This is a genomic window from Pseudomonas sp. FSO-7 (genome assembly GCF_059579345.1).
Map to the genome: position 1 here is coordinate 5,871,884 of NZ_CM184193.1, position 22,156 is coordinate 5,894,039.

A 22,156-nucleotide genomic window follows, 5' to 3' on the forward strand; every position below is an offset into this window, starting at 1 on the left:
GCCTGTTCATCCGTGGAGCGGATACTTAGTAATTGAAAGTCTTGACCAGCAACAAATCGCCAATGGCGCGCAGGGGCACGACAAAGGTCTCGCGTTTTTCATCGACGGTGTTTTCGTTGAGCACCAGGTTGATCTGCGAGGTGATCACCTCGTTCTGATTGCTGGTCTCATCAAAGTTGTAGCCGCCGCTGCCGTAGTTGCCCCAATAGTTCACGTAGACCAGGTAGGTGCCGTGCATCGGCGCGGTCATGGTGAACATTTCAGGGCCGGGGCCGTCGACGCCATCCGGGTCGAGGCCGCCACCGTTGGTCAGCGCCGGCCGGCCGAAGAACGCATGTTGGCCGTCGGGGGTGACGATATGCAGGTCGAGCTCGGCCTTGGGGTCGTCCCAGCCCAGCACCACGCGGATCTGCGCCGGGGTGCGCAGGTTGTTGGCTTCATAGAATTGCACGCGCTTGAGGGACTGGCCTTCGGAGCTACGCACCTCGACGCTGTTGGAACCGGCGCCGAACGCATACGGCCGGGCGAAACGCCCCTCGTCGTCGGTATAGAGATTCAGTGGGTTGCCGTTGACCGCCAGGCTGTGGGGCTGACGAGCCGTGCCCATGTCTTTGATCCGGCCTTCGATCATCGTGCGGTTGCGCTGCACGCCCCGGTCGATGGGCGGAGTGGGATAGGCGACCTGCGGGTTTTCCGTGCGATCGAGCAAGCCACTGTAGCGCCAGCCCCCGACCGGTTCCGACAGCTCGGCCGAAGGCTCGGCCCACGCCAACGGCGCGCCAAGCAACACGATCAATAAAGAAAGAAAACGCACGTATGCCTCCTGCCATGCACGACGCAACCCGGCGCCCTTCCTCGGCGCTGCTTGTCATTATTCGGGTGTCGCCTGAAGGCCCCGCTACAAGGGGCCGTAGATGGCGCGAAGAGTAGCTATTCGACGAATTTTTCACAATCGGGGAACGCGCGATTCTGTGTGGGAAATCACGTACTGAACGGTGCGTGAGCCGAATAGAGGATTTATTCGGCTCACCAAATGAGCCGAATAGCGTTATTATTCGGCTCATTCATCTTTGGACAGGCGCATGGCATTCCATTGGATCTGGCAACAGCCCGACTGGCCCAGTTTTCACTGGCAAGCTGAAACATTGGCACCGCTGCTTCGCGAATGCGTGCAGACCCAGGGTCAATTGCTCGGCATGGCCGGCGCGGTCACGACTTCGCTCAGCGCCCAGAACGAACTGGATGCCTTGCTGCAAAACATCGTGACCTCCTCGGCTATCGAAGGAGAGCAATTGAATGTCGGCTCGGTGCGCTCTTCCCTGGCCCGGCGCCTGGGCCTCGAACAAGGCAATGACACGCCGGTCAGCCAACGCAGCGAAGGCTTGGCGAACTTGTTGCTGGACGCGACCCGGCACTTCAACCAGCCCCTGACCATCGAGCGCTTGCTGGAATGGCACGAGTGGTTGTTTCCTGATCAAACGAGCCACCTTGCCCATCGGCAGATCCGCGTAGGTGCGTTGCGCGGTGACGAACCGATGCAAGTGGTCTCAGGTCGACTGGACCGACCTACCGTTCACTTCGAGGCGCCGCCTCGCCAGGGCCTTGAACAGCAATTGCAAACGTTCGTCGACTGGTTCGAGGCCAGTCGTCATCAGGCCGAGCTCGATCCGTTGTTGCGTGCCGGTATTGCTCACTTCTGGTTTGTCACCCTGCATCCGTTCGACGATGGCAATGGTCGCCTGACTCGTACCCTGACCGACCTCGCACTGGCCCAGGGCGAAGCCCAAGCGATCCGTTTCTATGCCATGTCGGTGAGTATCCTGGAAGACCGCGCCGGCTATTACCGAACCCTCGAAAGCAGTCAGAAAGCCACACTTGATATCACGGCCTGGTTGACCTGGTTTCTGCAGACCCTGTTGCGCAGCCTGCACAAAGCGATGACGCAGATCGAAAGCGTGTTGGGTAAGACGCGGTTCTGGCAAGCCCATCGCGCTTCGGCACTCACGCCTGAACAGACCAAAGTGCTGAATCGGTTGCTCGATGGCGGTGAAAAGGGGTTCGAACAGGGGATCAACGCCGCTCAGTACCAAGCCGTGGCCAAGGTCTCCAAGGCGACGGCAACGCGACATCTGACGGAGCTATTGGAGAAAGGCTGCCTGGAGCGGATGCCTGGCGGCGGGCGCAGCACGCGCTACCGCATAAATTATCCAGACGCATAAGATCATTTGTGGCGAGGGGATTTATCCCCGCTGGGTTGCGAAGCGACCCCAAAGCTGAGTACTCAAGCCAGCTGACACACCGAGGTGTGAGCTTTTAGGGGGGCTTCGCAGCCCAGCGGGGATAAATCCCCTCGCCACAGACGCTCGACTCCTCGCTGATAGGGGGTATAGCCTGGCGCCCTGATTTGCCCCAAAACCCCATGTCTGCTAGTGTCGCGCCGGTTTAACAGTCAACCGGAATAGCCGCCATGGCCCGCAAAAAAGCTGCACTGGATTTCGAACAATCTCTGGCCGACCTGCAAACGCTGGTCGAACGGTTGGAGAACGGCGAATTGTCGCTGGAAGACTCGCTGACCGCCTTCGAGCAGGGTATCGGCTTGACTCGCGACTGCCAGGCGGCGCTGGCCCAGGCCGAGCAGAAGGTGCAATTGCTGCTCGAACGCGACGGTGAGCTGACCGAAGAGCCTTTCGACGCGGAACAACCTGAATGATCGGCGCCTATCAGGCCAGCAGCCAGGCCCGGGTCAATGCTGCACTGGATACCTTGTTCAGCGCCCCGAGCCCGGAACTGGCGCGCCTGTACGAAGCCATGCGCTACAGCGTGATGAACGGCGGCAAGCGTGTGCGGCCGCTGTTGGCCTACGCTGCGTGCGAAGCCTTGGGCGGCCAGGCCGAACAGGCCAACGGCGCGGCCTGCGCGGTGGAACTGATCCATGCGTACTCACTGGTGCACGACGATTTGCCGGCCATGGACGACGACGACCTGCGGCGCGGCCAGCCCACCACCCACAAGCAATTCGACGAAGCCTGCGCGATCCTGGCCGGCGACGGCTTGCAGAGCCTGGCGTTCAGCGCCCTGCTGGACCCGGCCCTGAGCGACTGCCCGGCGCAGGTTCGCCTGGACATGGTCAGTGCTTTGGCACTGGCGGCAGGCCCCGCCGGAATGGTCGGCGGCCAGGCCATCGACCTGGGCTCGGTGGGCCTGAAACTGGACCAGAGCGCCCTGGAATACATGCACAGGCACAAGACCGGCGCTTTGATCGAGGCCAGCGTCCAGCTCGGTGCCCTGGCCAGCGGCCGGGCCACACCCGCCCAGTTGCAAGCCTTGCAGACCTACGCCCGGGCCATCGGCCTGGCGTTCCAGGTGCAGGACGACATCCTCGACGTCGAAAGCGATACCCAGACCCTCGGTAAACGCCAGGGTGCCGATATCGCACGGGACAAGCCGACCTACCCGGCCCTGCTCGGCCTCGACGCGGCCAAGGCCTACGCCTTGGAGTTGCGTGACCAGGCCCTGGCCGCGCTGCGACCCTTTGACGCGCCGGCCGAGCCGTTGCGCGACTTGGCGCGATATATCGTCGAACGACGCAGCTGATACAGGGTCAACCCATTCATGAGTGCGTATCGGCCAAGTTCCGGCCTACGCGTGGGCAGCTTGCGATCCATAAGGTAAACTGCCGCCTCTTTCTATACCTATAACGATTCGCCTGATGCCCACGACGTTTCAAGAGATTCCCCGCAAACGCCCGACCACGCCCCTGCTGGACCGCGCCAACACGCCGGACGGCCTGCGTCGCCTGGGTGAAGCCGAGCTGGAAACCCTGGCCGATGAGCTGCGCCTGGAACTGCTCTACACGGTCGGCCAGACCGGTGGGCACTTCGGCGCGGGCCTGGGCGTCATCGAGCTGACGATCGCGCTGCATTACGTGTTCGACACCCCGGATGACCGGCTGGTGTGGGACGTCGGGCACCAGGCCTATCCGCACAAGATCCTCACCGATCGTCGCGAGCGCATGGGCACGCTGCGCCAGAAGGACGGTATCGCCGCCTTCCCGCGCCGCTCCGAGAGCGAATACGACACCTTTGGCGTCGGCCATTCCAGCACGTCCATCAGCGCCGCCCTGGGCATGGCCATTGCCGCCCGCCTGCAAAACAGCGAGCGCAAGGCGATTGCGGTGATTGGCGACGGCGCACTGACCGCCGGCATGGCCTTCGAGGCGCTGAACCACGCGCCGGAAGTCGACGCCAACATGCTGGTGATCCTCAACGACAACGACATGTCGATCTCGCGCAATGTCGGTGGGTTGTCCAACTACCTGGCGAAGATCCTCTCCAGCCGCACCTACGCCAGCATGCGCGAAGGCAGCAAAAAGGTGTTGTCGCGCTTACCCGGCGCCTGGGAGATCGCCCGCCGCACCGAAGAATACGCCAAGGGCATGCTGGTGCCCGGCACGCTGTTCGAAGAGTTGGGCTGGAACTACATCGGCCCCATCGACGGCCATGACCTGCCCACGTTGATCGCCACCCTGCGCAACATGCGCGACCTCAAGGGGCCGCAGTTCCTGCATGTGGTCACCAAGAAAGGCAAAGGCTTCGCCCCGGCGGAAGTCGACCCGATCGGCTACCACGCCATCACCAAGCTCGAACCCCTGGACGCTCCGGCCGCCGCGCCGAAAAAGGCCGGTGGACCGAAGTATTCCGGCGTCTTCGGCCAATGGCTGTGCGACATGGCCGCCGCCGACCCACGCCTGGTGGGCATCACCCCGGCAATGAAGGAAGGCTCGGATCTGGTGGCGTTCAGCGAACGCTACCCACAGCGCTATTTCGACGTGGCGATTGCCGAGCAGCACGCCGTGACCCTCGCCGCCGGCATGGCTTGCGAAGGCGCCAAGCCGGTGGTGGCGATCTATTCGACCTTCCTGCAACGGGCCTACGACCAGTTGATCCATGACGTGGCGGTGCAGAACCTCGACGTGCTGTTCGCCATCGACCGCGCCGGCCTGGTGGGCGAAGACGGCCCGACCCACGCCGGCAGCTTCGACCTGTCGTTCCTGCGTTGCATCCCCGGCATGCTGGTGATGACCCCGAGCGATGAAAACGAACTGCGCAAGATGCTCACCACCGGCCACCTGTTCAATGGCCCGGCGGCGGTGCGCTACCCCCGTGGCACCGGTCCGAACGCGACCCTCTCGACCGACCTCGAACCCATCGAGATCGGCAAGGGCGTGATCCGCCGCCAGGGCAAGCAAACCGCCCTGCTGGTGTTTGGCGTGCAACTGGCCGAAGCCTTGAAAGTCGCCGACACCCTGGACGCCACCGTGGTGGACATGCGTTTCGTCAAACCCCTGGACGAAGCCCTGGTGCGCGAGATGGCCGGCAGCCATGACCTGCTGGTGACCGTCGAGGAAAACGCCATCATGGGCGGCGCCGGCGCGGCGGTCAGCGAGTTCCTGGCCCGGGAGAACATCCTCAAGTCGGTGCTGCACCTGGGCTTGCCGGACAGCTACGTCGAACATGCCAAGCCGGCGCAGATGCTGGCTGAGTGTGGGCTGGATGAGGCAGGAATCGAAGCGGCGGTGCGGCGGCGGTTGCAGCTGTTGAGCCTGTAAGTTCAGCCAACACAAGCCCCTGTGGGAGCGAGCTTGCTCGCGATAGCGGTGCATCAGCCAATGGATTAATTGACTGATCTGCCGCCATCGCGAGCAAGCTCGCTCCCACAAGGGTTTGTGCAGACCAGAAATGTCCGGAACACCCATGAAACTGCGCCTCGCCCTCACCCTTTCCCTACTCCCCACCCCCGACCTGCTGGCCGACACCTTCGAGCGTGACCAGGCCCTGAAGCTGCCCGACATCGTGATCAGTGCCAACCGCCAGGTCGAAGCCCGCAACGACAGCAGTGCGGCCAACACCGTGTTCACTCGCGACGATATCGACCGCCTGCAACCGGCCAGCGTCACCGACTTGCTCAGCCGCGTGCCGGGGGTGCAAGTGGCGCCGCTGGGTGGGCGCGGCAGTCTGCCGGGGGTTTACATTCGCGGCACCAAATCGGCCCAGAGCCTGGTGTTGGTGGACGGCCAGCGCATCGGTAACGCCACTTCCGGCGACAGCAACCTGCAGCGCTTGAACATCAACCAGATCGAGCGGGTGGAAGTGCTGCGCGGCTCGCGTTCGGTGATCTACGGTGCCGACGCGGTGGGCGGGGTGATCCAGATTTTCACCCGGCGCGGCAACACGCAAGGCCTGCAACCGCGCCTGCATGTGGGGGTCGGCAGCCACCAGACCTGGGAGCGCAGCCTGGGCCTGTCCGGCGGCGACGAGCAGACCCGTTTCAACCTCGGCGCCAGCCTCGACGACAGCGCCGGTAGCAACCGGACCCACAAGTCCTACACCAGCGACCGCGACGACGACGCCAATCGCAACCAGTCCTTCAGCCTGAGCCTGAGCCATGCGGCCAGCGATGACCTGGAAGTCGGCCTGAACCTGCTGGATAACCGCGGCAAAAGCGAATACGACAACCCGTTCGGCCGCTTCGACCCGACCACCTTCGAGTCCCTGCCCCAGCAACCCTACAGCGAGTTTGCGGTGAGCAGCTTCAGCACCTATGTGGACGGGCGAATCAACGACGCCTGGACATCCCGTCTGGAACTGGGCCACAGCGAGAATCGCGAGAAGACCTTCGACAAGCTCAGCGACGTCCGCGAAGTCTTCAACACCTACCGTGATTCCGTGACCTGGCAGAACGACCTGACCCTGGACGAGCGCAACAGCCTGATCGTCGGCGGCGACGGGTATCAGGACCGGGTCAACAGCAGCACGCCGTTCGACGAAGACAGCCGCTGGAACCGTGCCGCGTTTATCCAGCACCGCTTCCAGGCCGAAACCTTCTCGACTGAACTGGGCCTGCGTCGCGACCAGAACCAGCAATTTGGCGGCCAGAACAGTTGGAGCGGCACCCTCACCCTGCCGATCGACCCGGACAATGACCTGCTGCTGACCTACAGCGAGAGCTTCCGCGCACCGACCTTCAACGACTTGTACTACCCGGACTTCAGCAACCCTGACCTGAAACCCGAGACGGCCAAGAGCTACGAGCTGCAATGGCGCAGCCAACTGAGCGACAGCGCCCGCCTGGAAACCTCGCTGTACCGCACCGACCTGGAAGACGCGATCATTTTTGGCCGCGACTCACGCCCGCAGAATGTCGCCTCGGCGCGGATCAACGGCTTTGAAATGGCCTACCTGCAGGATGTGTTCGGCTGGCAAGGCAATCTGGCCCTGGCCATCATCGACCCACGGGACCGCGACAGCGGCCACACCCTGGCCCGCCACGCCCGGCGGACCTTGAGCCTGGACCTGGACCGGCAATTCGACCGCCTCGGCCTGGGCGCCACCTGGCAAGCGGTCAGCGGCAGCTACGACGATGAAGACAACCGCAACGCCCTGGGCGGCTATGCCTTGCTCGGGTTGCGTGGCAGTTGGGCGTTGACCCGGGAGGTGAAGCTGGAGATGAAGGTGGATAACCTGCTGGACAAGGGGTACAGCCGGGCGCTGTATAGCCATGATGGCGGCCAGTATGGGTATCGGGAAGAAGGTCGGGCGTGGGTGTTTGGGGTGACTTGGACACCTGCGCTCTGATCCAGGATTTGTGATGTTTGAGCGGGCCTCTTCGCGAGCAAGCCCGCTCCCACAGGGTACGCATTCCAACTGTGGGAGCGGGCTTGCTCGCGAAGGGCGCGCCGCGGTCTACCTGTCTGGCGCAATCAACTCGCACAACCGCGCCGTGGCCTCGATCATCTGCCCACTGGGGCGCTCCAGCCCCTTGTCATTGACCAACAACCATCGTCCCTGCGCCACCGGCCAGGCTTTCCAGGCATCAAGCTGCGCTTGTTCCGTGGCCAGGATGACCTGCGGATTGCGCTGCAGCACCGCTTCCACACTCACCTGCGGCGCCGGCACGCTCAGGTCGGCAAAAACGTTGCGCGCCCCGCACACCGTCAGCGCATCACTGATGATCTGCCCGCCACCGACGGTGTACAGCGGCCGGTCCCAGACCTGGTAGAAAACCGGCAACGGCGGGTCCCGTCGATAGCGCTGGCGTAACGCCTCAAGACGCACGCGCAACTGCGCCGCCCGCTGCACGCCTCGCTCCGGGCGACCGAGTTGCACGGCGATGGCTTCGATTTGGGTAATGAGTTGGTCGAGGTTGCGGGGCTCGGCGACATGGATGGGGATGCCCAGGCCCTTGAGTTGCTCGCGCTGGGCCGGGCCGACACTGCCGGGCCAAAGCAGGAGCAGATCGGGCTTGAGGCTGAGCAAGCGCTCCATGTCCAGTTGCCCGTAACGGCCTACCGAGGGCACGTCCTTGAGCGCCGACGGGCGATCACCGCCATCCAGCACGCCTACCAACAGGTCCGTGGAGCCCAGTTCAACGACGATTTCCGACAGCGATGGCGCCAGGCTGACGACCCGCGTGGCCGCCATCGTCGAGGCGCTGACGGCCAGCAGCAAGACCGCCAGCCAGCGGCTCATCAGCCGAGTTGACGCGGGATGCGGTACAGGTAGAACAACACGGCGGTCGACAGCGCCAGCAGCATCAACGGCACGGCTTCCAGGCCCACGAACACCGCCAGGGCGCCGACCCAGGCCGGTAGCCCGGCCACCAGGAAGGCGGCGCGGCGACGGGCCGCCAGGTCGATCCACGCCTGGGGCTCTTCGGGGGTGTCGAGGGCTTTCTGGGTGGCGATCAGGGCCTGTTTATACGGCCCGAAGAATCGCAGGCTGACAAACATCGACGCCACGCCGGCAATGAACAACGGCATCGCCAGCACCGGCAGGATCGCTTCGCCCTGGCCGAACACCGCGTTGATCACAAACAGTGGCAACAAGGCCAGGGCCAGGTATTTCCACCAACTGACCGATAGCCGCCGCCGAACCTGACCACGCGTCACGCCCGGTCAACCTCGCCTTGGTGCTCGTTGCCCATCATGTGGTCGAGCTTGCTGGCCTTGGTCGCCAGGTAGAGTTTGTTGTGGGGGTTGTGACCGGTGTGCAGCGGCACACGCTCGGCCACCACGATGCCCATGTCGGTCAATGCCTTGACCTTGCGCGGGTTGTTGGTCATCAAGCGCAACGACTTCACGCCCAGATGTTCCAGCATCGGCAGGCAGATGCTGTAGTCACGCAGGTCGGCGGCAAAGCCCAGGCGTTCGTTGGCTTCCACGGTATCGGCGCCGCCATCTTGCAGTTCATAGGCGCGGATCTTGTTCAACAGGCCAATGCCACGGCCTTCCTGACGCAGGTACAGCAACACGCCACGGCCTTCACGGGCGATGGCCTGCAGCGCGGCCTCGAGTTGCGAACCGCAATCGCAGCGCTGGCTGAACAGAGCGTCGCCGGTCAGGCATTCGGAATGCAGGCGACCCAACACCGGAGAACCGTCAGCGAAATCACCCAGGCTCAGCACGACGTGCTCGCGGCCGGTGGCTTCATCGAGAAAACCATGCATGGTGAATTGCGCAAAGGGCGTTGGCAGCTTGGAAGCGGCAACAAAAACGACAGGCACCGGTGTGCTCCTGATCTAGTACTGGAGATTCGCAGAGGCGGGCATTGTAACAGCACGATCCGACAGACGCTTAGGCTGAATTGTCGGCCATAACCATCGAAAAGTTTGATTACGGCTTTGGTGGCTTGCCGTGCTCGTCGAAGGGATAGGGTTGCTTCCAATGTTCGAAAATCGGCTTGAGCTTGCCGGTTTCTACCAGCACTTTCATCCGCTCGTCGAACAGTTCCATCAATGCCTTTCCGTTTGCGTTGTTGGCAAAGCCCAGGTAGAGGGGCAAGTTGATCAGCGGCGAGAGTTTGAACTGCTTCGGGTTATCGGCCTTGGCCAGCACTTCTTCGATTTCCATCGACGCATCGATGTAAAAATCCGCTCGCTCATGAATCAACATCGGCAAGATCCCCACCGCCCGGTGGATCTCATTGAAACGCCGGATGTTGGGCAGGTAGTTGTTGTATTCGTACCCGCGCATCCATACCAGCCGATAGTTGCCAATCGTCGCCAGGGTGGGCGTCGGCTTGGAGGCCAACCCCAAGGCATAGATGTGATCGACGTCGTAGTGCCACTTCGGGTAAAGCACGCCTTCGGACTCATCCCGATAGGCGCCGACCTGCACGTCGACCTCGCCGCGCTGCACCAACCCGATCGAGCGGGTGTAGGGCACGCTACGGATTTCCAGCCGGATGCCTTCAGGCTCGAACACCGCGCGCAAGATGTCCCAGCCCATGCCCTGGCCATCGGCCTGGGTGTAGTCGACCCACTCCTCGCTGGCCGCGCGGACCTTGTCGGGCAGTGGCGCCGACTCGGCCACCCCTGCCCCCACACAGGCTCCTAAACACAGCAACAGCAGTAGTGCGCGTTTTACGCCCATGCCTGGCTCCTTCAGGTGAAACACCACACCAATCCTTGCATTGCCAGCCAGGCGAAAACCCCGGCCAATACATCGTCGAGCATGATCCCGACGCCTCCGTGCACATGTCGGTCGATCCAGCGGATCGGCCACGGCTTGAGGATATCGAAGAAACGGAACACCAGAAATCCCGTCAGTAACCAATACCAGCCTTCCGGTACCAGCCACAGGGTGATCCACATGCCGACCATTTCGTCCCAGACGATGCCTTCATGATCGTGCACCCGCAGGTCGTCCGCCACTTTGCCGCACAGCCAGAAGCCAAACAGCATGGTGATGCCGAGCATCAACCAGTAGCCCCAGTCCGGCAACATCTGCCACAACGGTATGAAGGGTAGCGCAACCAGCGAGCCCCAGGTGCCCGGCGCTTTAGGTAAAGTGCCCGAACCGAAGCCAAATGCCAGGAAATGCCAGGGATTGCGCCAGACCGAAGGCGGAACGAACTCTGCCGGGACCTGGTTGGGATGATCTGTCACGGTGTCTCCCGAAAATGTTGATAGCCCCGTACCTGCGGGGTGATGTCGTGCCCGTCGCTGTCGACCAGCTTGACGCCTTGCCCGGCCAGTACACTGCCGATCACATGGATCGGCCAGCCTTCGGCCTGCAACGCCGACAATCGGCTCGGTGCCAGGGCGAACAGCAGCACGTAATCGTCACCGCCGCTCAGGGCGGCCTGCGTGGCATCCGTGCGGCCAAGAAAGGTTACCAGAGCGTTGGACAGCGGCAGTCGGTCCCGTTCAACCTGCAAGGCTACCCCGGACGCCAGGGCGATATGCCCACAATCGGCCAGCAGGCCATCGGAAATATCCATCGCCGCGCTGGCCTTGCCCCGCAACGCCAGGCCCAAGGCGATCTGCGGTTGGGGCGACCAATAATGAGCCAGCAGCGGCTCGGCAAGCGCAGGTTCGGCGCGACGCTGACCGAGCACCAACGGCAAGGCGCCGGCGGCATTGCCCAGTTCGCCGCCGACACACAGCAGGTCACCGGGTTGCGCGCCGCTGCGGGTCAGGGCCTGGCCGGACGGCACGTGGCCGAACACGGTCATGGTCAGGCTCAGCGGCCCACGGGTGGTATCCCCTCCCACCAGCGCCACGCCACAGGCCTGGGCCATCTGGTTCAAACCACGGGCATAGGCCTGCAGCCAATCGGCGGTCACCGTCGGCAAGGTCAGGGCAAGGGTAAAGGCCAAAGGCTTGGCGCCCATGGCGGCCAGGTCGCTGACCGCCACGGCCAGCGAACGCTGGCCGAGCAGGAACGGCTCGCAAGGATCTGGAAAATGCACACCGGCCACGAGCGTGTCGGTGGAGACCGCCAGCTGTTCCCCGGGAGGAACGGCCAGCAGGGCACAGTCGTCGCCGACCCCCAGCGCAACGCCCTCGCCGCCCTGGGCGCAAGGCGCGGCGGCAAAGTAGTTGCGGATCAGCTCAAACTCACCCATGGGATTTCAAGCGCAATCAGCGCTTGAACGCCTTCACTTCAGCTTCACGCAGACGCGGGGCCAGCTTGTCGAGCACGCCGTTGACGAACTTGTGGCCATCGGTGGAACCGAAGACTTTTGCCAGCTCGATCCCTTCGTTGATCACCACACGGTACGGGACGTCGACGCGCTGCATCAGTTCCCAGGTGGACAGGCGCAACACCGCCAGTTCAACCGGGTCCAGCTCTTCGATGGTCAGGTCCAGGCAAGGGGCCAGGGCGATGTCGATCTCGGTCTTGTGGGCCGGCACGCCGTGGAGGATCTCGCGGAAATACGCGCCGTCGACATCACTGAAATCGTTATCGACCCGAAACTGCGCTTCGATCTCGTTCAGCGATTGCTTGGCCATGTGCCATTGATACAGCGCCTGGGTCGCGAGCTGACGGGCTTCGCGACGCTTGACGCTCTTCGACGGCTTGCCGGCATCAGCAGGCTTTGGATCGCGCGGGTTGAAACGATCGCTTTCGTCGCTAATCACTTGGCCTCCAACTGCGCCAGCAGGCTGACCATTTCCAGGGCGGACAGGGCAGCTTCGGCACCTTTGTTACCGGCCTTGGTGCCGGAACGTTCGATGGCTTGCTCGATGGAATCAACGGTCAGCACGCCGAAAGCGACCGGCACGCCGAATTCCATGGACACCTGGGCCAGGCCCTTGGTGCATTCGCCCGCCACGTATTCGAAGTGCGGAGTACCGCCACGAATGACCGCGCCCAGGGCGATGATCGCCGCATATTCGCCCTTTTGAGCGACTTTCTGCGCAACCAGCGGAATTTCGAAGGCGCCAGGGGCGCGGATGATGGTGATGTCGCTTTCGCTCACGCCATGGCGAACCAGGGCATCGACCGCACCGCCAACCAGGCTCTCGACCACGAAACTGTTGAAACGGCCCACTACCAGAGCGTAGCGGCCTTTGGGGGCGATGAAGGTACCTTCGATGGTCTTCAGGGTCATTCGTCAGATCTCTTAAAGAGCCAGAGCGCGTTCTATACGCGCTCCTTCAGTGATATTAGCCACGAATACAGCATCGGAAATTCCAGCATGCTGTTCATTTTCAAGCTTTTGTGGCGAGGGAGCTTGCTCCCGCCGGGCTGCGAAGCGGCCCCTATTGTGGGTGCTGCGCAGCGGCCCTGTTGTGGGTGCTGCGCACCCAAGCGGGAGCAAGCTCCCTCGCCACGATGAATCTAACAAGCCTCAAGTGAACAACAATGCCGAAATCTCCGGGTCATTATTCGGAGGGCACGTATTCTACAACTTCCAGATCGAAACCGGATATCGCATTAAATTTCATCGGTGCGCTCATCAGGCGCATTTTACGCACGCCCAGGTCACGCAGGATCTGCGAACCGGCACCGACGATGCTGTAGGTGGTCGGTTTTTTCACCACCGCCTGGTCGCCGGTTTCGCGGATGTGCGCCAGCAGCACGTCGCCATCGAGCGGGTGGCCGAGCAGCAGCACCACGCCGCTGCCGGCCTCGGCCACCGCGGCCATGGCGGCCCGCAGGCTCCAGCGGCCCGGTTGCTTGACCATCAGCAGGTCGCGCAACGGGTCCATGTTGTGCACGCGCACCAGGGTCGGCTCTTCGGCGCACACGGTACCCAGGGTCAGCGCCATGTGCACGTCGCCTTCCACCGAGTCGCGGTAGGTCACCAGGTTGAACTGGCCCAGTTCGCTGTCCAGCGGCTGTTCGGCAATCCGCTGAACGGTACGTTCGTGGATCATCCGGTAGTGAATCAGGTCGGCGATGGTGCCGATCTTGATGTTGTGTTCGGCGGCGAAGGTTTCCAGTTCCGCGCGACGGGACATGGTGCCGTCGTCGTTCATCACTTCGCAGATCACGCCGCTGGGTTCGAAACCGGCCATGCGCGCCAGGTCGCACGCCGCTTCGGTGTGGCCGGCGCGGGCCAGGGTGCCGCCGGCCTGGGCCATCAGCGGGAAGATGTGGCCGGGGCTGACGATGTCTTCGGCCTTGGCGTCCCGGGCGGCGGCAGCCTGTACGGTGCGTGCGCGGTCAGCGGCGGAGATCCCGGTGGTCACGCCTTCGGCGGCCTCGATGGACACGGTGAACTTGGTGCCGAAGCCCGAGCCGTTGCGCGGCGCCATCAATGGCAGCTTCAGCAGCTCGCAGCGCTCGCGGGTCATCGGCATGCAGATCAGCCCACGGGCGTGCTTGGCCATGAAGTTGATGTGTTCGGCCTTGCAGCACTCGGCGGCCATGATCAGGTCGCCTTCGTTCTCGCGGTCTTCGTCATCCATGAGGATGACCATCTTGCCTTGGCGGATGTCTTCAACCAGTTCTTCGATGCTATTGAGCGCCACGCGGCACCCCCTTGGGTCAGGATTTGAGGTAGCCGTTGGCGGCCAGAAAACTTTCGGTGATGTTACCCGCAGCAGGCTCTGCGGCCTTATCGCCCAACAGCAGGCGTTCCAGGTAACGGGCCAGCAAGTCGACTTCCAGGTTGACCCGGCGACCAGGCCGGTACGAAGCCATGATGGTTTCGCTCAACGTGTGGGGAATGATCGTCAGCAGGAATTCGGCGCCATCCACCGCGTTGACCGTCAGGCTGGTGCCGTCGACGGTGATCGAGCCTTTATGGGCGATGTACTTGGCCAGTTCCTTGGGCGCGCGGATGCGAAACTCCACGGCCCGGGCGTTATCCGTGCGCGAGACCACTTCGCCGACGCCGTCCACGTGGCCGCTGACCAGGTGCCCACCCAGGCGAGTGGTGGGGGTCAGGGCTTTTTCCAGGTTGACCGGGCTGCCGCTCTTGAGGTCGTTCATGGCCGTGCAGTCGAGGGTTTCGCGGCTGACGTCCGCCAGGAAGCCGTTGCCCGGCAATTCGACGGCGGTCAGGCACACGCCGTTTACCGCGATGCTGTCGCCCAACTTGACGTCGCTCAGGTCGAGCTTGCCGGTTTCGACGTAGACCCGCACATCGCCGCCCTTGGGGGTGAGTGCACGGATGCTGCCGATGGATTCGATGATGCCGGTAAACATGGAGTCCTCCTCGAGAACGGGCCGCCGCGTGAGCGAAAGCCGGGAATTATACGCTGGCCGGTGGCACGGGAACGGCGATGACTCGCCAGTCATCGCCCACGGCGCGGATTTCGGTGATTTTCAGCGGGGGGGCGTCCTTCATCTGCGCCAGCGGCCAGTCCAGCAGGGGCCGCGCCGAAGAACCGAGGAACTTGCCGGCGATGAAAATCTGGAGCTCGTCCACCAGCCCTTGCCGGGCGAAAGCCCCCGCCAGGCGCGGACCGGCCTCCACCAGCACCTCGTTGACACCACGCCCCGCCAGCTCCACCAGCAGGCGATGCAGATCGACCTGGCCGTCATCGCCCGCCACGATCATGCATTCAGGACCGTTGGCGTATTGTTCTTCCACCGCCATGCAGGTAGCGACCAGCGCCGGGCCGGCCTTGAAAAACGCCGCATCCAGCGGCACCCGCAGGCGTCCGTCCACCAGCACCCGCAGCGGCGGACGGCTCATGACCAACGCAGTCTGCTCGGCATCGAGCCCCAGCTCATCGGCGCGCACGGTCAGCCGGGCGTTGTCCGCCAGCACCGTATCGGCGCCGGTCAGCACCACACTGGCCTGGGCGCGCAGGCGTTGGACCGCCGAGCGTGCGGCCGGCCCGGTGATCCACTGGCTTTCGCCGCTTTCCATGGCGGTGCGGCCATCGAGGCTCATGGCGAGCTTGACCCGCACGAACGGCAGGCCCCGCTCCATGCGCTTGAGAAAACCTTCATTGAGCTTGCGCGCTTCGCCCTCCAGCACGCCGCTTTCGGTGACGATACCGGCCTGGGCCAGGCGTTGCAGACCTCGTCCGGCGACTGCCGGGTTGGGGTCCTGCATCGCTGCCACCACCCGCGCCACGCCGGCGTTGACCAGCGCATCGGCACACGGCGGCGTACGCCCGTGATGGCTGCACGGTTCGAGGGTCACGTAGGCCGTGGCGCCCCGGGCCTGTTCACCGGCGGCGCGCAAGGCATGGACTTCGGCATGGGGCTCGCCAGCGCGGATGTGCCAGCCTTCGCCGACAATCTGTCCATCACGCACGATCACGCAGCCGACCCGGGGGTTGGGGTGAGTGGTGTAGTGACCGCGCCGCGCCAACTCCAGGGCGCGGGCCATGTAGTGGGCATCGAGGACGGCCTGCTGCGCCGAGACGGTCATTGTTTCACCGGTTCGCGGGCCAGGCGGTCGATTTCTTCGCGGAACTCGTTCAGGTCCTGGAAGCGCCGGTACACCGAGGCGAAACGGATGTAGGCGACTTCATCGAGCTTCTGCAGCTCGGCCATCACCAGCTCACCGACCACCAGGGATTTGACCTCGCGCTCGCCGGTCGCCCGTAGCTTGTGCTTGATATGCACCAGCGCCGCTTCCAGGCGCTCGACGCTCACCGGGCGTTTTTCCAGGGCGCGCTGCATGCCGGCGCGTAGTTTTTCTTCATCGAACGGCTGACGGCTGCCGTCGGTTTTGATCAGGCGCGGCAACACCAGTTCAGCGGTCTCGAACGTCGTGAAACGTTCGCCGCAAGCCAGGCATTCGCGGCGGCGGCGGACTTGTTCGCCCTCGGCGACCAGTCGCGAGTCGATGACCTTGGTGTCGTTGGCACCGCAGAAGGGACAGTGCATGGTGGCAGGCAACAAAAAAAGGGAGGGCCATGGTAGCGCATCCCACTGGCAAGACAAGCCATAGGGTTTACGGTATACAGACGGGCTTACCGTCAGATCCATGGAATTCACCTTGCTGGAGCCACACATGCCGCTACGATCACTCGTTTTGCTCAGTTTTTTCAGCCTGCTGATGGCGTGCAGCAGCGATGCCCCCAAGCCCGCCGCTCCCGCCCCGGCCCCCGCGCCGAAACAGGCCCAGGAAAAGGCCCGGCAGGCCACCGAGCTGGGGCCGCTGCCGGCGCACCAGCGCGAGTTGAGCGGCACCCTGCAAGGCGTGCCGGCCGGGGCCGAGGTGGAACTGGCGCTGCTGGTGATCGATGACAAGGACCGTCCGCAGCAACTGCTGGCCAGTTCCAGTCTGATCGGCACCAACCAGGCCCTGCCCTTCCGCTTGCGCTTCAACCCGGAAGCCTTCCCCGTGGGCGCCCGCGTAGAACTGCGTGGCCGCGCCAGCCAGTCCGGCCAGTTGATCCTGCACTTGCCGGAACAACGCATCAGCCAACCGACCACCCAGGCATTGGGCACCTTGCAGTTCGTCAAAGCGCCATGAGTGCACCGCAGGACCTGCAACGGGCGTTGGGTGAATTGCTGGGCGACGCGCGCCTGGTCGCCTGCCCGCTACCCGGCGCTGACTTGACGTTGTGGCTGATCGACGGCGACAACATGGACCGCGCCTTCAGCCCGGAAGAAACCCGGCGCATTCTTCACGAGCCGCCCTACTGGAGCTTCTGCTGGGCCAGCGGGCTGGCGATGGCCCGCTACCTCGCCGAACAGCCGCAGTGGGTCGAAGGCAAGCGGGTACTGGATTTCGGTGCCGGCTCCGGCGTGGCGGGCATCGCGGCGGTCAAGGCCGGGGCGCTGGAAGTGGTGGCCTGCGACCTCGACCCGCTGGCGATTGCCGCGTGCCAGGCCAATGCCGCGCTCAATGGTGTAGAGCTGGGTTATTCGACGGATTTTTTCGCCGAGGCTGATCGTTTCGACCTGATCCTGGTCGCCGACGTGCTCTACGACCGGGCCAACCTGCCGCTGCTCGACCAGTTCCTCAGCCGTGGCCGCGAGGCGTTGGTGGCCGATTCCCGGGTGCGGGATTTCCAGCATCCGCTGTACCGGCGCATTGAAATGCTTGAAGCCATGACGTTGCCGGACTTGGCTGAGCCTGAAGAGTTTCGGCATGTAAGCCTGTACCACGCGCGGCGCTGGTCTTAAAAAGCATCGCGAGCAAGCTCGCTCCCACAGGGCTCGCATGAACACTTGAGATCCGTTGTGGGAGCGAGCCTGCTCGCGATGAGGCCCTGTCAATCAATACACCTCTCACGGCTTCCCGGCTTTCAGCCACCCCCCACCAAGCCGTATAGTTGCCCCATTCAAGCGTTCTACGAGATCCCCCATGACCCAGGACACGCCCTACATCTTCGACGCCACCACGGCCGATTTCGACCAGTCGGTGATCGCCAACTCTTTCCACAAACCGGTGCTGGTGGATTTCTGGGCCGAATGGTGTGCGCCGTGCAAGGCGCTGATGCCAATGCTGCAAACCATTGCCGAGAGCTATCAGGGTGAATTGCTGCTGGCCAAGGTCAACTGCGACATCGAGCAGGACATTGTGGCCCGCTTCGGCATTCGCAGCCTACCGACGGTGGTGTTGTTCAAGGACGGCCAGCCCGTTGACGGCTTTGCCGGTGCCCAGCCGGAATCGGCGGTGCGGACGATGCTCGAACCCCATGTGCAGATGCCACCGCCGGCCGCCGCCGACCCGTTCGAACAGGCCCAGGCGCTGTTCGACGACGGTCGTTTCGCCGACGCCGAAGCCGTGCTCACCGTGTTGCTGGGTGAAGACAACACCAACGCCAAGGCCCTGATCCTGTATGCCCGCTGCCTGACCGAGCGCGGCGAGCTGGACGAAGCACAGACCGTGCTCGACGCGGTGAAAAGCGACGAACACAAGGCCGCCCTCGCCGGCGCCAAGGCGCAGATCCAGTTCCTCGGCCTGGCCAAGCATCTGCCGGACGCTGCCGATCTCAAGGCGCGCCTGGCAAAAGACCCGCAAGACGATGAAGCGGTGTACCAACTGGCGATCCAGCAACTGGCGCGCCAGCAGTACGAAGCGGCCCTCGATGCGCTGCTCAAGCTGTTCGTGCGTAACCGCAGCTACAGCGAAGGCCTGCCCCACAAGACCTTGTTGCAGGTGTTCGAACTGCTGGGCAACGACCATCCGCTGGTGACGACCTATCGTCGCAAGCTGTTCGCGGCGTTGTATTGATTCCCCTGTAGGAGCTGCCGAAGGCTGCGATCTTTTGATCTTTCGCTTGAGATTCAAGCGTCAGGGTAAAGATCGCAGCCTCGCTTCGCTCGACAGCTCCTACGCGGTTTCGTGCCAGCTATAGAGCGGTGTGTCGCCGCCACTGATGACTTTTACATCCGGGCTATGGCGCAAGCGTACCAACAGGCGCTTGCCCGCCGAGGCGCTGCCGGTCAGGCCTTCGAGCTGTTCCAGCAGGTCCGGACCGCTCAGTTGCCCGGCCTTGCGCAGCAGTTCCTTGGCGATCTGCCATTGGGCATCGTCCGGGTTCACCGGTTTGGCCGCCGGTGCCGCCGTGCCTTCGGACTTGGCCACTTGCAACTGCGCGCCGAGCTGCGCCCAGTCGCCCTCATCCATTTCGATCGTCAAGTCCACCGGCCATTCGCCGACGGTTCCGCGTATCCGCAACATCACCGTGCTCCTGAATATTTCATGTACGCATGCTCCCATGGCCCTTGCGCGACGCCAAGCAGACGGTCAAACTCTCCGTACTTTCGTTATAAGATTACATAACCTTTTCGGAGACTCGTCATGCGTCGTCTGCTTCTCGCTTTGCCGTTCGCCCTGATGCCATTGGCTGTCGCTCATGCCGCGGTCGAACATGACCATGACCATGAGCACGGCAGCCTTGGGGCCCACGAACACGGTGTGGCCCGTCTCAACGCCTCGCTGGACGGCGAGATCCTGGAGTTGGAACTGGAAAGTCCGGCGATGAACCTCGTGGGTTTCGAACACGCCGCCACCAGTGACGCCGACAAAGCCAAGGTGGCCGCTGTCCGGGCGAAGTTGGAGAAGCCCGCGGCGCTGATCAATCTGGCCGATGCCAAGTGCACCCTGGAGCAGCAGGAACTGGAAAGCCCGCTGTTCGGCGACGAACCGGACCACGAAGACCATGCCGATGATGATGATGGCGACGAGCACCATGAACACAGCGAAATCCACGCCCACTACCAATTCCGTTGCGTCGCGCCTGGTTCCTTGACCCATCTGGACCTGGCGCCACTGTTCAAGGAATTTCCCGCCACCCAGAAAATCCTGGTGCAACTGATCGGCCCGAGCGGCCAGCAAGGCGGGGAAGTAACGGCCAAGGCGCCAGCCCTGAAATTCTGAATACACTACAAAGCCCATGTGGGAGCGAGCTTGCTCGCGATAGCGATGCGTCAAACAACACCTGTGTTGGATGTGCTGGCCTCATCGCGAGCAAGCTCGCTCCCACAGGAGCCCTCCATTACCCTGAAATCGGCGATATGACCCAAGCACTCATCGAACTGTCCGACCTGGGCTTCAGTTGGCCCGGGCATCCGCTTTTGCTGGATATCCCGGCGTTTCGCCTGGAAGCGGGTGAAACCCTGTTCCTCAAGGGCCCGAGTGGCAGCGGCAAGACCACGCTGCTGGGGCTGCTGGGCGGGGTGCAAACGCCGGATCGCGGCAGCATCCGCCTGCTCGGCCAGGAACTCAGCGAACTGGGCGCCGGCCGCCGCGACCGCTTTCGCGTGGACCACACCGGCTACATCTTCCAGCAGTTCAACCTGCTGCCGTTTCTCTCGGTACGCGAGAACGTCGAACTGCCCTGCCACTTTTCCAAGCTGCGTGCGCAACGGGCCATCCAGCGCCACGGCAGTGTCGATCAAGCCGCCGCCACGCTGCTGGCCCACTTGGGCTTGACCGATCCGAACCTGTTGGGGCGTCGCGCCGACTCGCTGTCCATCGGCCAGCAACAACGGGTCGCCGCCGCCCGGGCATTGATCGGCCAACCGGAACTGGTGATCGCCGACGAACCGACTTCAGCCCTGGACTACGACGCTCGGGAAAACTTCCTGCGGCTGTTGTTCGCTGAATGCCGCGAGGCCGGCTCGAGCCTGTTGTTCGTCAGCCACGACCAGAGCCTGGCGCCGCTGTTCGACCGCCACCTCTCGCTGGCCGATCTCAATCGCGCCGCCACGCCACTCGAGGTCTGAGATGTATTTGTTCCGTCTAGCCATGGCCAGCCTGGCGAACCGCCGCTTCACCGCGATCCTCACCGCATTCGCCATCGCCCTGTCGGTGTGCCTGCTGCTGGCGGTGGAACGGGTGCGCACCGAGGCGCGGGCAAGTTTCGCCAGCACCATCAGCGGCACCGACCTGATCGTCGGCGCCCGCTCCGGTTCGGTGAACCTGCTGCTGTATTCGGTGTTTCGCATCGGCAACGCCACCAACAACATTCGCTGGGACAGCTTCGAGCAGTTCGCCAAGAACCCGAAAGTGAAGTGGGCGATCCCCATGTCCCTGGGCGACTCCCATCGTGGTTATCGGGTGATGGGCACCACTGAGGCCTATTTCGAGCATTACCAGTACGGCCGCCAACAGCACCTGGAACTGGCCGATGGCCGGGCGTTCGCCACCGATCCGTTCGAAGTGGTGCTCGGTGCCGAAGTGGCCGAGGCGCTGCACTACAAGCTGGGTGACAAATTGGTGCTGGCCCACGGCGTGGCGGCAATCAGCCTGGTCAAGCATGACGACAAACCCTTCACTGTGGTCGGGATTCTCAAGCGCACCGGCACGCCGGTGGATCGCACGCTGCACATCAGCCTCGGCGGCATGGAGGCGATCCACATTGATTGGAAAAACGGCGTGCCGGCCCAGGGCAATGGCCGCATCAGCGCCGACCAGGCCCGCAACATGGACCTCACGCCCCAGGCGATCACCGCGTTCATGCTCGGCCTCAACAGCAAGATTTCCACCTTTGCCTTGCAGCGCGAGATCAATGAGTTCCGTGGCGAACCGCTGCTGGCCATCCTCCCCGGCGTAGCACTGCAGGAGTTGTGGAGCCTGATGGGCACGGCGGAAAAAGCCTTGTTTGTGATCTCATTGTTCGTGGTCCTGACCGGGTTGATCGGCATGCTCACGGCGATTCTCACCAGCCTCAACGAGCGGCGCCGGGAAATGGCGATCCTGCGTTCGGTGGGCGCGCGGCCATGGCATATTGCGACGCTGCTGGTGCTCGAAGCCTTTGCCCTGGCGCTGGCCGGGGTCACCGCCGGGCTGGCCTTGCTGTACATCGGCATCGCCGCCGCCCAGGATTACGTGCAGTCGGCCTACGGTTTGTACTTGCCGCTGAGCTGGCCGAGCGAATATGAGTGGACGCTGCTGGCTGGCATCCTGGTCGCCGCCCTGCTGATGGGCAGCGTGCCGGCCTGGCGCGCCTATCGCCAATCGTTGGCCGACGGCCTGTCGATCCGTCTATGAGGACCTTG

General features: G+C 63.4%; 25 protein-coding genes. 11 read left to right on the plus strand and 14 right to left on the minus strand.

Annotated features, from left to right (window positions below; all coding sequences use genetic code 11):
- Positions 1–25 precede the first annotated feature (25 nt).
- Positions 26–814: a YfaP family protein gene (locus AC515T_RS25720; RefSeq protein ID WP_496530509.1), complete on the minus strand. Its 789-nt coding sequence runs from the start codon at positions 812–814 to the stop codon at positions 26–28.
- A 268-nt stretch (positions 815–1,082) separates the two neighbouring features.
- On the opposite strand from AC515T_RS25720, the gene AC515T_RS25725 reads away from it, so the two are divergent.
- The 5 genes from AC515T_RS25725 to AC515T_RS25745 all read left to right on the plus strand — a co-directional run bounded on the left by AC515T_RS25725 (position 1,083) and on the right by AC515T_RS25745 (position 7,634).
- Positions 1,083–2,219, plus strand: coding sequence for a Fic family protein (locus AC515T_RS25725; RefSeq protein ID WP_496530510.1), 1,137 nt, complete (start codon positions 1,083–1,085; stop codon positions 2,217–2,219).
- 248 nt (positions 2,220–2,467) lie between these two features.
- Positions 2,468–2,710 carry an exodeoxyribonuclease VII small subunit gene (locus AC515T_RS25730; protein WP_003185917.1) on the plus strand — a complete coding sequence of 81 codons (243 nt, stop codon included), beginning with the start codon at positions 2,468–2,470 and terminating at the stop codon, positions 2,708–2,710.
- Complete coding sequence (gene ispA, locus AC515T_RS25735; protein WP_496530511.1) at positions 2,707–3,594, plus strand: (2E,6E)-farnesyl diphosphate synthase; 888 nt, start codon at positions 2,707–2,709, stop codon at positions 3,592–3,594. The genes AC515T_RS25730 and ispA overlap by 4 nt, the downstream gene beginning before the upstream one ends.
- Before the next feature lie 115 nt (positions 3,595–3,709).
- Entirely contained in the window at positions 3,710–5,608 is a 1,899-nt protein-coding gene (gene dxs / locus AC515T_RS25740; protein WP_496530512.1) for a 1-deoxy-D-xylulose-5-phosphate synthase, read from the plus strand.
- Between the two features lie 145 nt (positions 5,609–5,753).
- Positions 5,754–7,634, plus strand: coding sequence for a TonB-dependent receptor domain-containing protein (locus AC515T_RS25745; RefSeq protein ID WP_496530513.1), 1,881 nt, complete (start codon positions 5,754–5,756; stop codon positions 7,632–7,634).
- 108 nt (positions 7,635–7,742) lie between these two features.
- Here AC515T_RS25745 and AC515T_RS25750 read toward each other — a convergent pair whose 3' ends face one another.
- The 12 genes from AC515T_RS25750 to nrdR form a co-directional block, all read right to left on the minus strand.
- Positions 7,743–8,528 (minus strand): cobalamin-binding protein, encoded by a 786-nt coding sequence (locus AC515T_RS25750; protein WP_496530514.1) that lies wholly within the window; start codon positions 8,526–8,528, stop codon positions 7,743–7,745.
- Positions 8,528–8,947 carry an MFS transporter gene (locus AC515T_RS25755; protein WP_496530515.1) on the minus strand — a complete coding sequence of 140 codons (420 nt, stop codon included), beginning with the start codon at positions 8,945–8,947 and terminating at the stop codon, positions 8,528–8,530. Before AC515T_RS25755 ends, AC515T_RS25750 begins: the two co-directional genes overlap by 1 nt.
- A complete protein-coding gene (ribA, locus tag AC515T_RS25760) occupies positions 8,944–9,561 on the minus strand; it encodes a GTP cyclohydrolase II (protein ID WP_014340439.1) in 618 nt (205 codons plus the stop codon). The genes AC515T_RS25755 and ribA overlap by 4 nt, the downstream gene beginning before the upstream one ends.
- 109 nt (positions 9,562–9,670) lie before the next feature.
- Entirely contained in the window at positions 9,671–10,429 is a 759-nt protein-coding gene (locus AC515T_RS25765; protein ID WP_496530516.1) for a substrate-binding periplasmic protein, read from the minus strand.
- 11 nt (positions 10,430–10,440) lie between these two features.
- The gene (locus tag AC515T_RS25770; RefSeq protein WP_053125805.1) at positions 10,441–10,944 is read right to left on the minus strand and encodes a phosphatidylglycerophosphatase A family protein; all 504 of its coding nucleotides are present in this window, start codon (positions 10,942–10,944) and stop codon (positions 10,441–10,443) included.
- Positions 10,941–11,906 carry a thiamine-phosphate kinase gene (gene thiL / locus AC515T_RS25775; protein ID WP_496530517.1) on the minus strand — a complete coding sequence of 322 codons (966 nt, stop codon included), beginning with the start codon at positions 11,904–11,906 and terminating at the stop codon, positions 10,941–10,943. The genes AC515T_RS25770 and thiL overlap by 4 nt, the downstream gene beginning before the upstream one ends.
- 16 nt (positions 11,907–11,922) lie before the next feature.
- Positions 11,923–12,423 (minus strand): transcription antitermination factor NusB, encoded by a 501-nt coding sequence (nusB, locus tag AC515T_RS25780; RefSeq protein WP_047229742.1) that lies wholly within the window; start codon positions 12,421–12,423, stop codon positions 11,923–11,925.
- Positions 12,420–12,896, minus strand: a complete 477-nt coding sequence (ribH, locus tag AC515T_RS25785; protein ID WP_003206025.1) for a 6,7-dimethyl-8-ribityllumazine synthase — start codon at positions 12,894–12,896, stop codon at positions 12,420–12,422. The genes nusB and ribH overlap by 4 nt, the downstream gene beginning before the upstream one ends.
- A 274-nt stretch (positions 12,897–13,170) precedes the next feature.
- Positions 13,171–14,262: a bifunctional 3,4-dihydroxy-2-butanone-4-phosphate synthase/GTP cyclohydrolase II gene (gene ribBA, locus AC515T_RS25790; RefSeq protein ID WP_024617563.1), complete on the minus strand. Its 1,092-nt coding sequence runs from the start codon at positions 14,260–14,262 to the stop codon at positions 13,171–13,173.
- 16 nt (positions 14,263–14,278) lie between these two features.
- Complete coding sequence (locus AC515T_RS25795) at positions 14,279–14,941, minus strand: riboflavin synthase (protein ID WP_053125813.1); 663 nt, start codon at positions 14,939–14,941, stop codon at positions 14,279–14,281.
- A 46-nt stretch (positions 14,942–14,987) separates the two neighbouring features.
- Positions 14,988–16,121 carry a bifunctional diaminohydroxyphosphoribosylaminopyrimidine deaminase/5-amino-6-(5-phosphoribosylamino)uracil reductase RibD gene (ribD, locus tag AC515T_RS25800; RefSeq protein WP_496530518.1) on the minus strand — a complete coding sequence of 378 codons (1,134 nt, stop codon included), beginning with the start codon at positions 16,119–16,121 and terminating at the stop codon, positions 14,988–14,990.
- Positions 16,118–16,582, minus strand: coding sequence for a transcriptional regulator NrdR (gene nrdR / locus AC515T_RS25805; protein WP_163006734.1), 465 nt, complete (start codon positions 16,580–16,582; stop codon positions 16,118–16,120). The genes ribD and nrdR overlap by 4 nt, the downstream gene beginning before the upstream one ends.
- A gap of 127 nt (positions 16,583–16,709) precedes the next feature.
- Between nrdR and AC515T_RS25810 the strand changes: the two genes are divergently transcribed.
- The 3 genes from AC515T_RS25810 (at position 16,710) to trxA (ending at position 18,884) form a co-directional block, all read left to right on the plus strand.
- Positions 16,710–17,174 (plus strand): hypothetical protein, encoded by a 465-nt coding sequence (locus AC515T_RS25810; protein WP_496530519.1) that lies wholly within the window; start codon positions 16,710–16,712, stop codon positions 17,172–17,174.
- Positions 17,171–17,830, plus strand: a complete 660-nt coding sequence (locus AC515T_RS25815; protein WP_496530520.1) for a class I SAM-dependent methyltransferase — start codon at positions 17,171–17,173, stop codon at positions 17,828–17,830. Before AC515T_RS25810 ends, AC515T_RS25815 begins: the two co-directional genes overlap by 4 nt.
- Positions 17,831–18,011: 181 nt before the next feature.
- Positions 18,012–18,884, plus strand: a complete 873-nt coding sequence (gene trxA, locus AC515T_RS25820; RefSeq protein WP_496530521.1) for a thioredoxin — start codon at positions 18,012–18,014, stop codon at positions 18,882–18,884.
- A 99-nt stretch (positions 18,885–18,983) separates the two neighbouring features.
- On the opposite strand, the gene AC515T_RS25825 is transcribed toward trxA, so the two are convergent.
- A complete protein-coding gene (locus AC515T_RS25825) occupies positions 18,984–19,334 on the minus strand; it encodes a hypothetical protein (protein ID WP_496530522.1) in 351 nt (116 codons plus the stop codon).
- Positions 19,335–19,454: 120 nt separating this feature from the next.
- Here AC515T_RS25825 and AC515T_RS25830 point away from each other — a divergent pair, with 120 nt between their 5' ends.
- The 3 genes from AC515T_RS25830 (at position 19,455) to AC515T_RS25840 (ending at position 22,148) form a co-directional block, all read left to right on the plus strand.
- Positions 19,455–20,033: a DUF2796 domain-containing protein gene (locus tag AC515T_RS25830; RefSeq protein WP_496530523.1), complete on the plus strand. Its 579-nt coding sequence runs from the start codon at positions 19,455–19,457 to the stop codon at positions 20,031–20,033.
- Positions 20,034–20,170: 137 nt separating this feature from the next.
- Complete coding sequence (locus AC515T_RS25835; protein ID WP_496530524.1) at positions 20,171–20,881, plus strand: ABC transporter ATP-binding protein; 711 nt, start codon at positions 20,171–20,173, stop codon at positions 20,879–20,881.
- 1 nt (position 20,882) lies between these two features.
- Positions 20,883–22,148 carry an ABC transporter permease gene (locus AC515T_RS25840; protein ID WP_496530525.1) on the plus strand — a complete coding sequence of 422 codons (1,266 nt, stop codon included), beginning with the start codon at positions 20,883–20,885 and terminating at the stop codon, positions 22,146–22,148.
- The last annotated feature ends 8 nt before the right edge of the window (positions 22,149–22,156 follow it).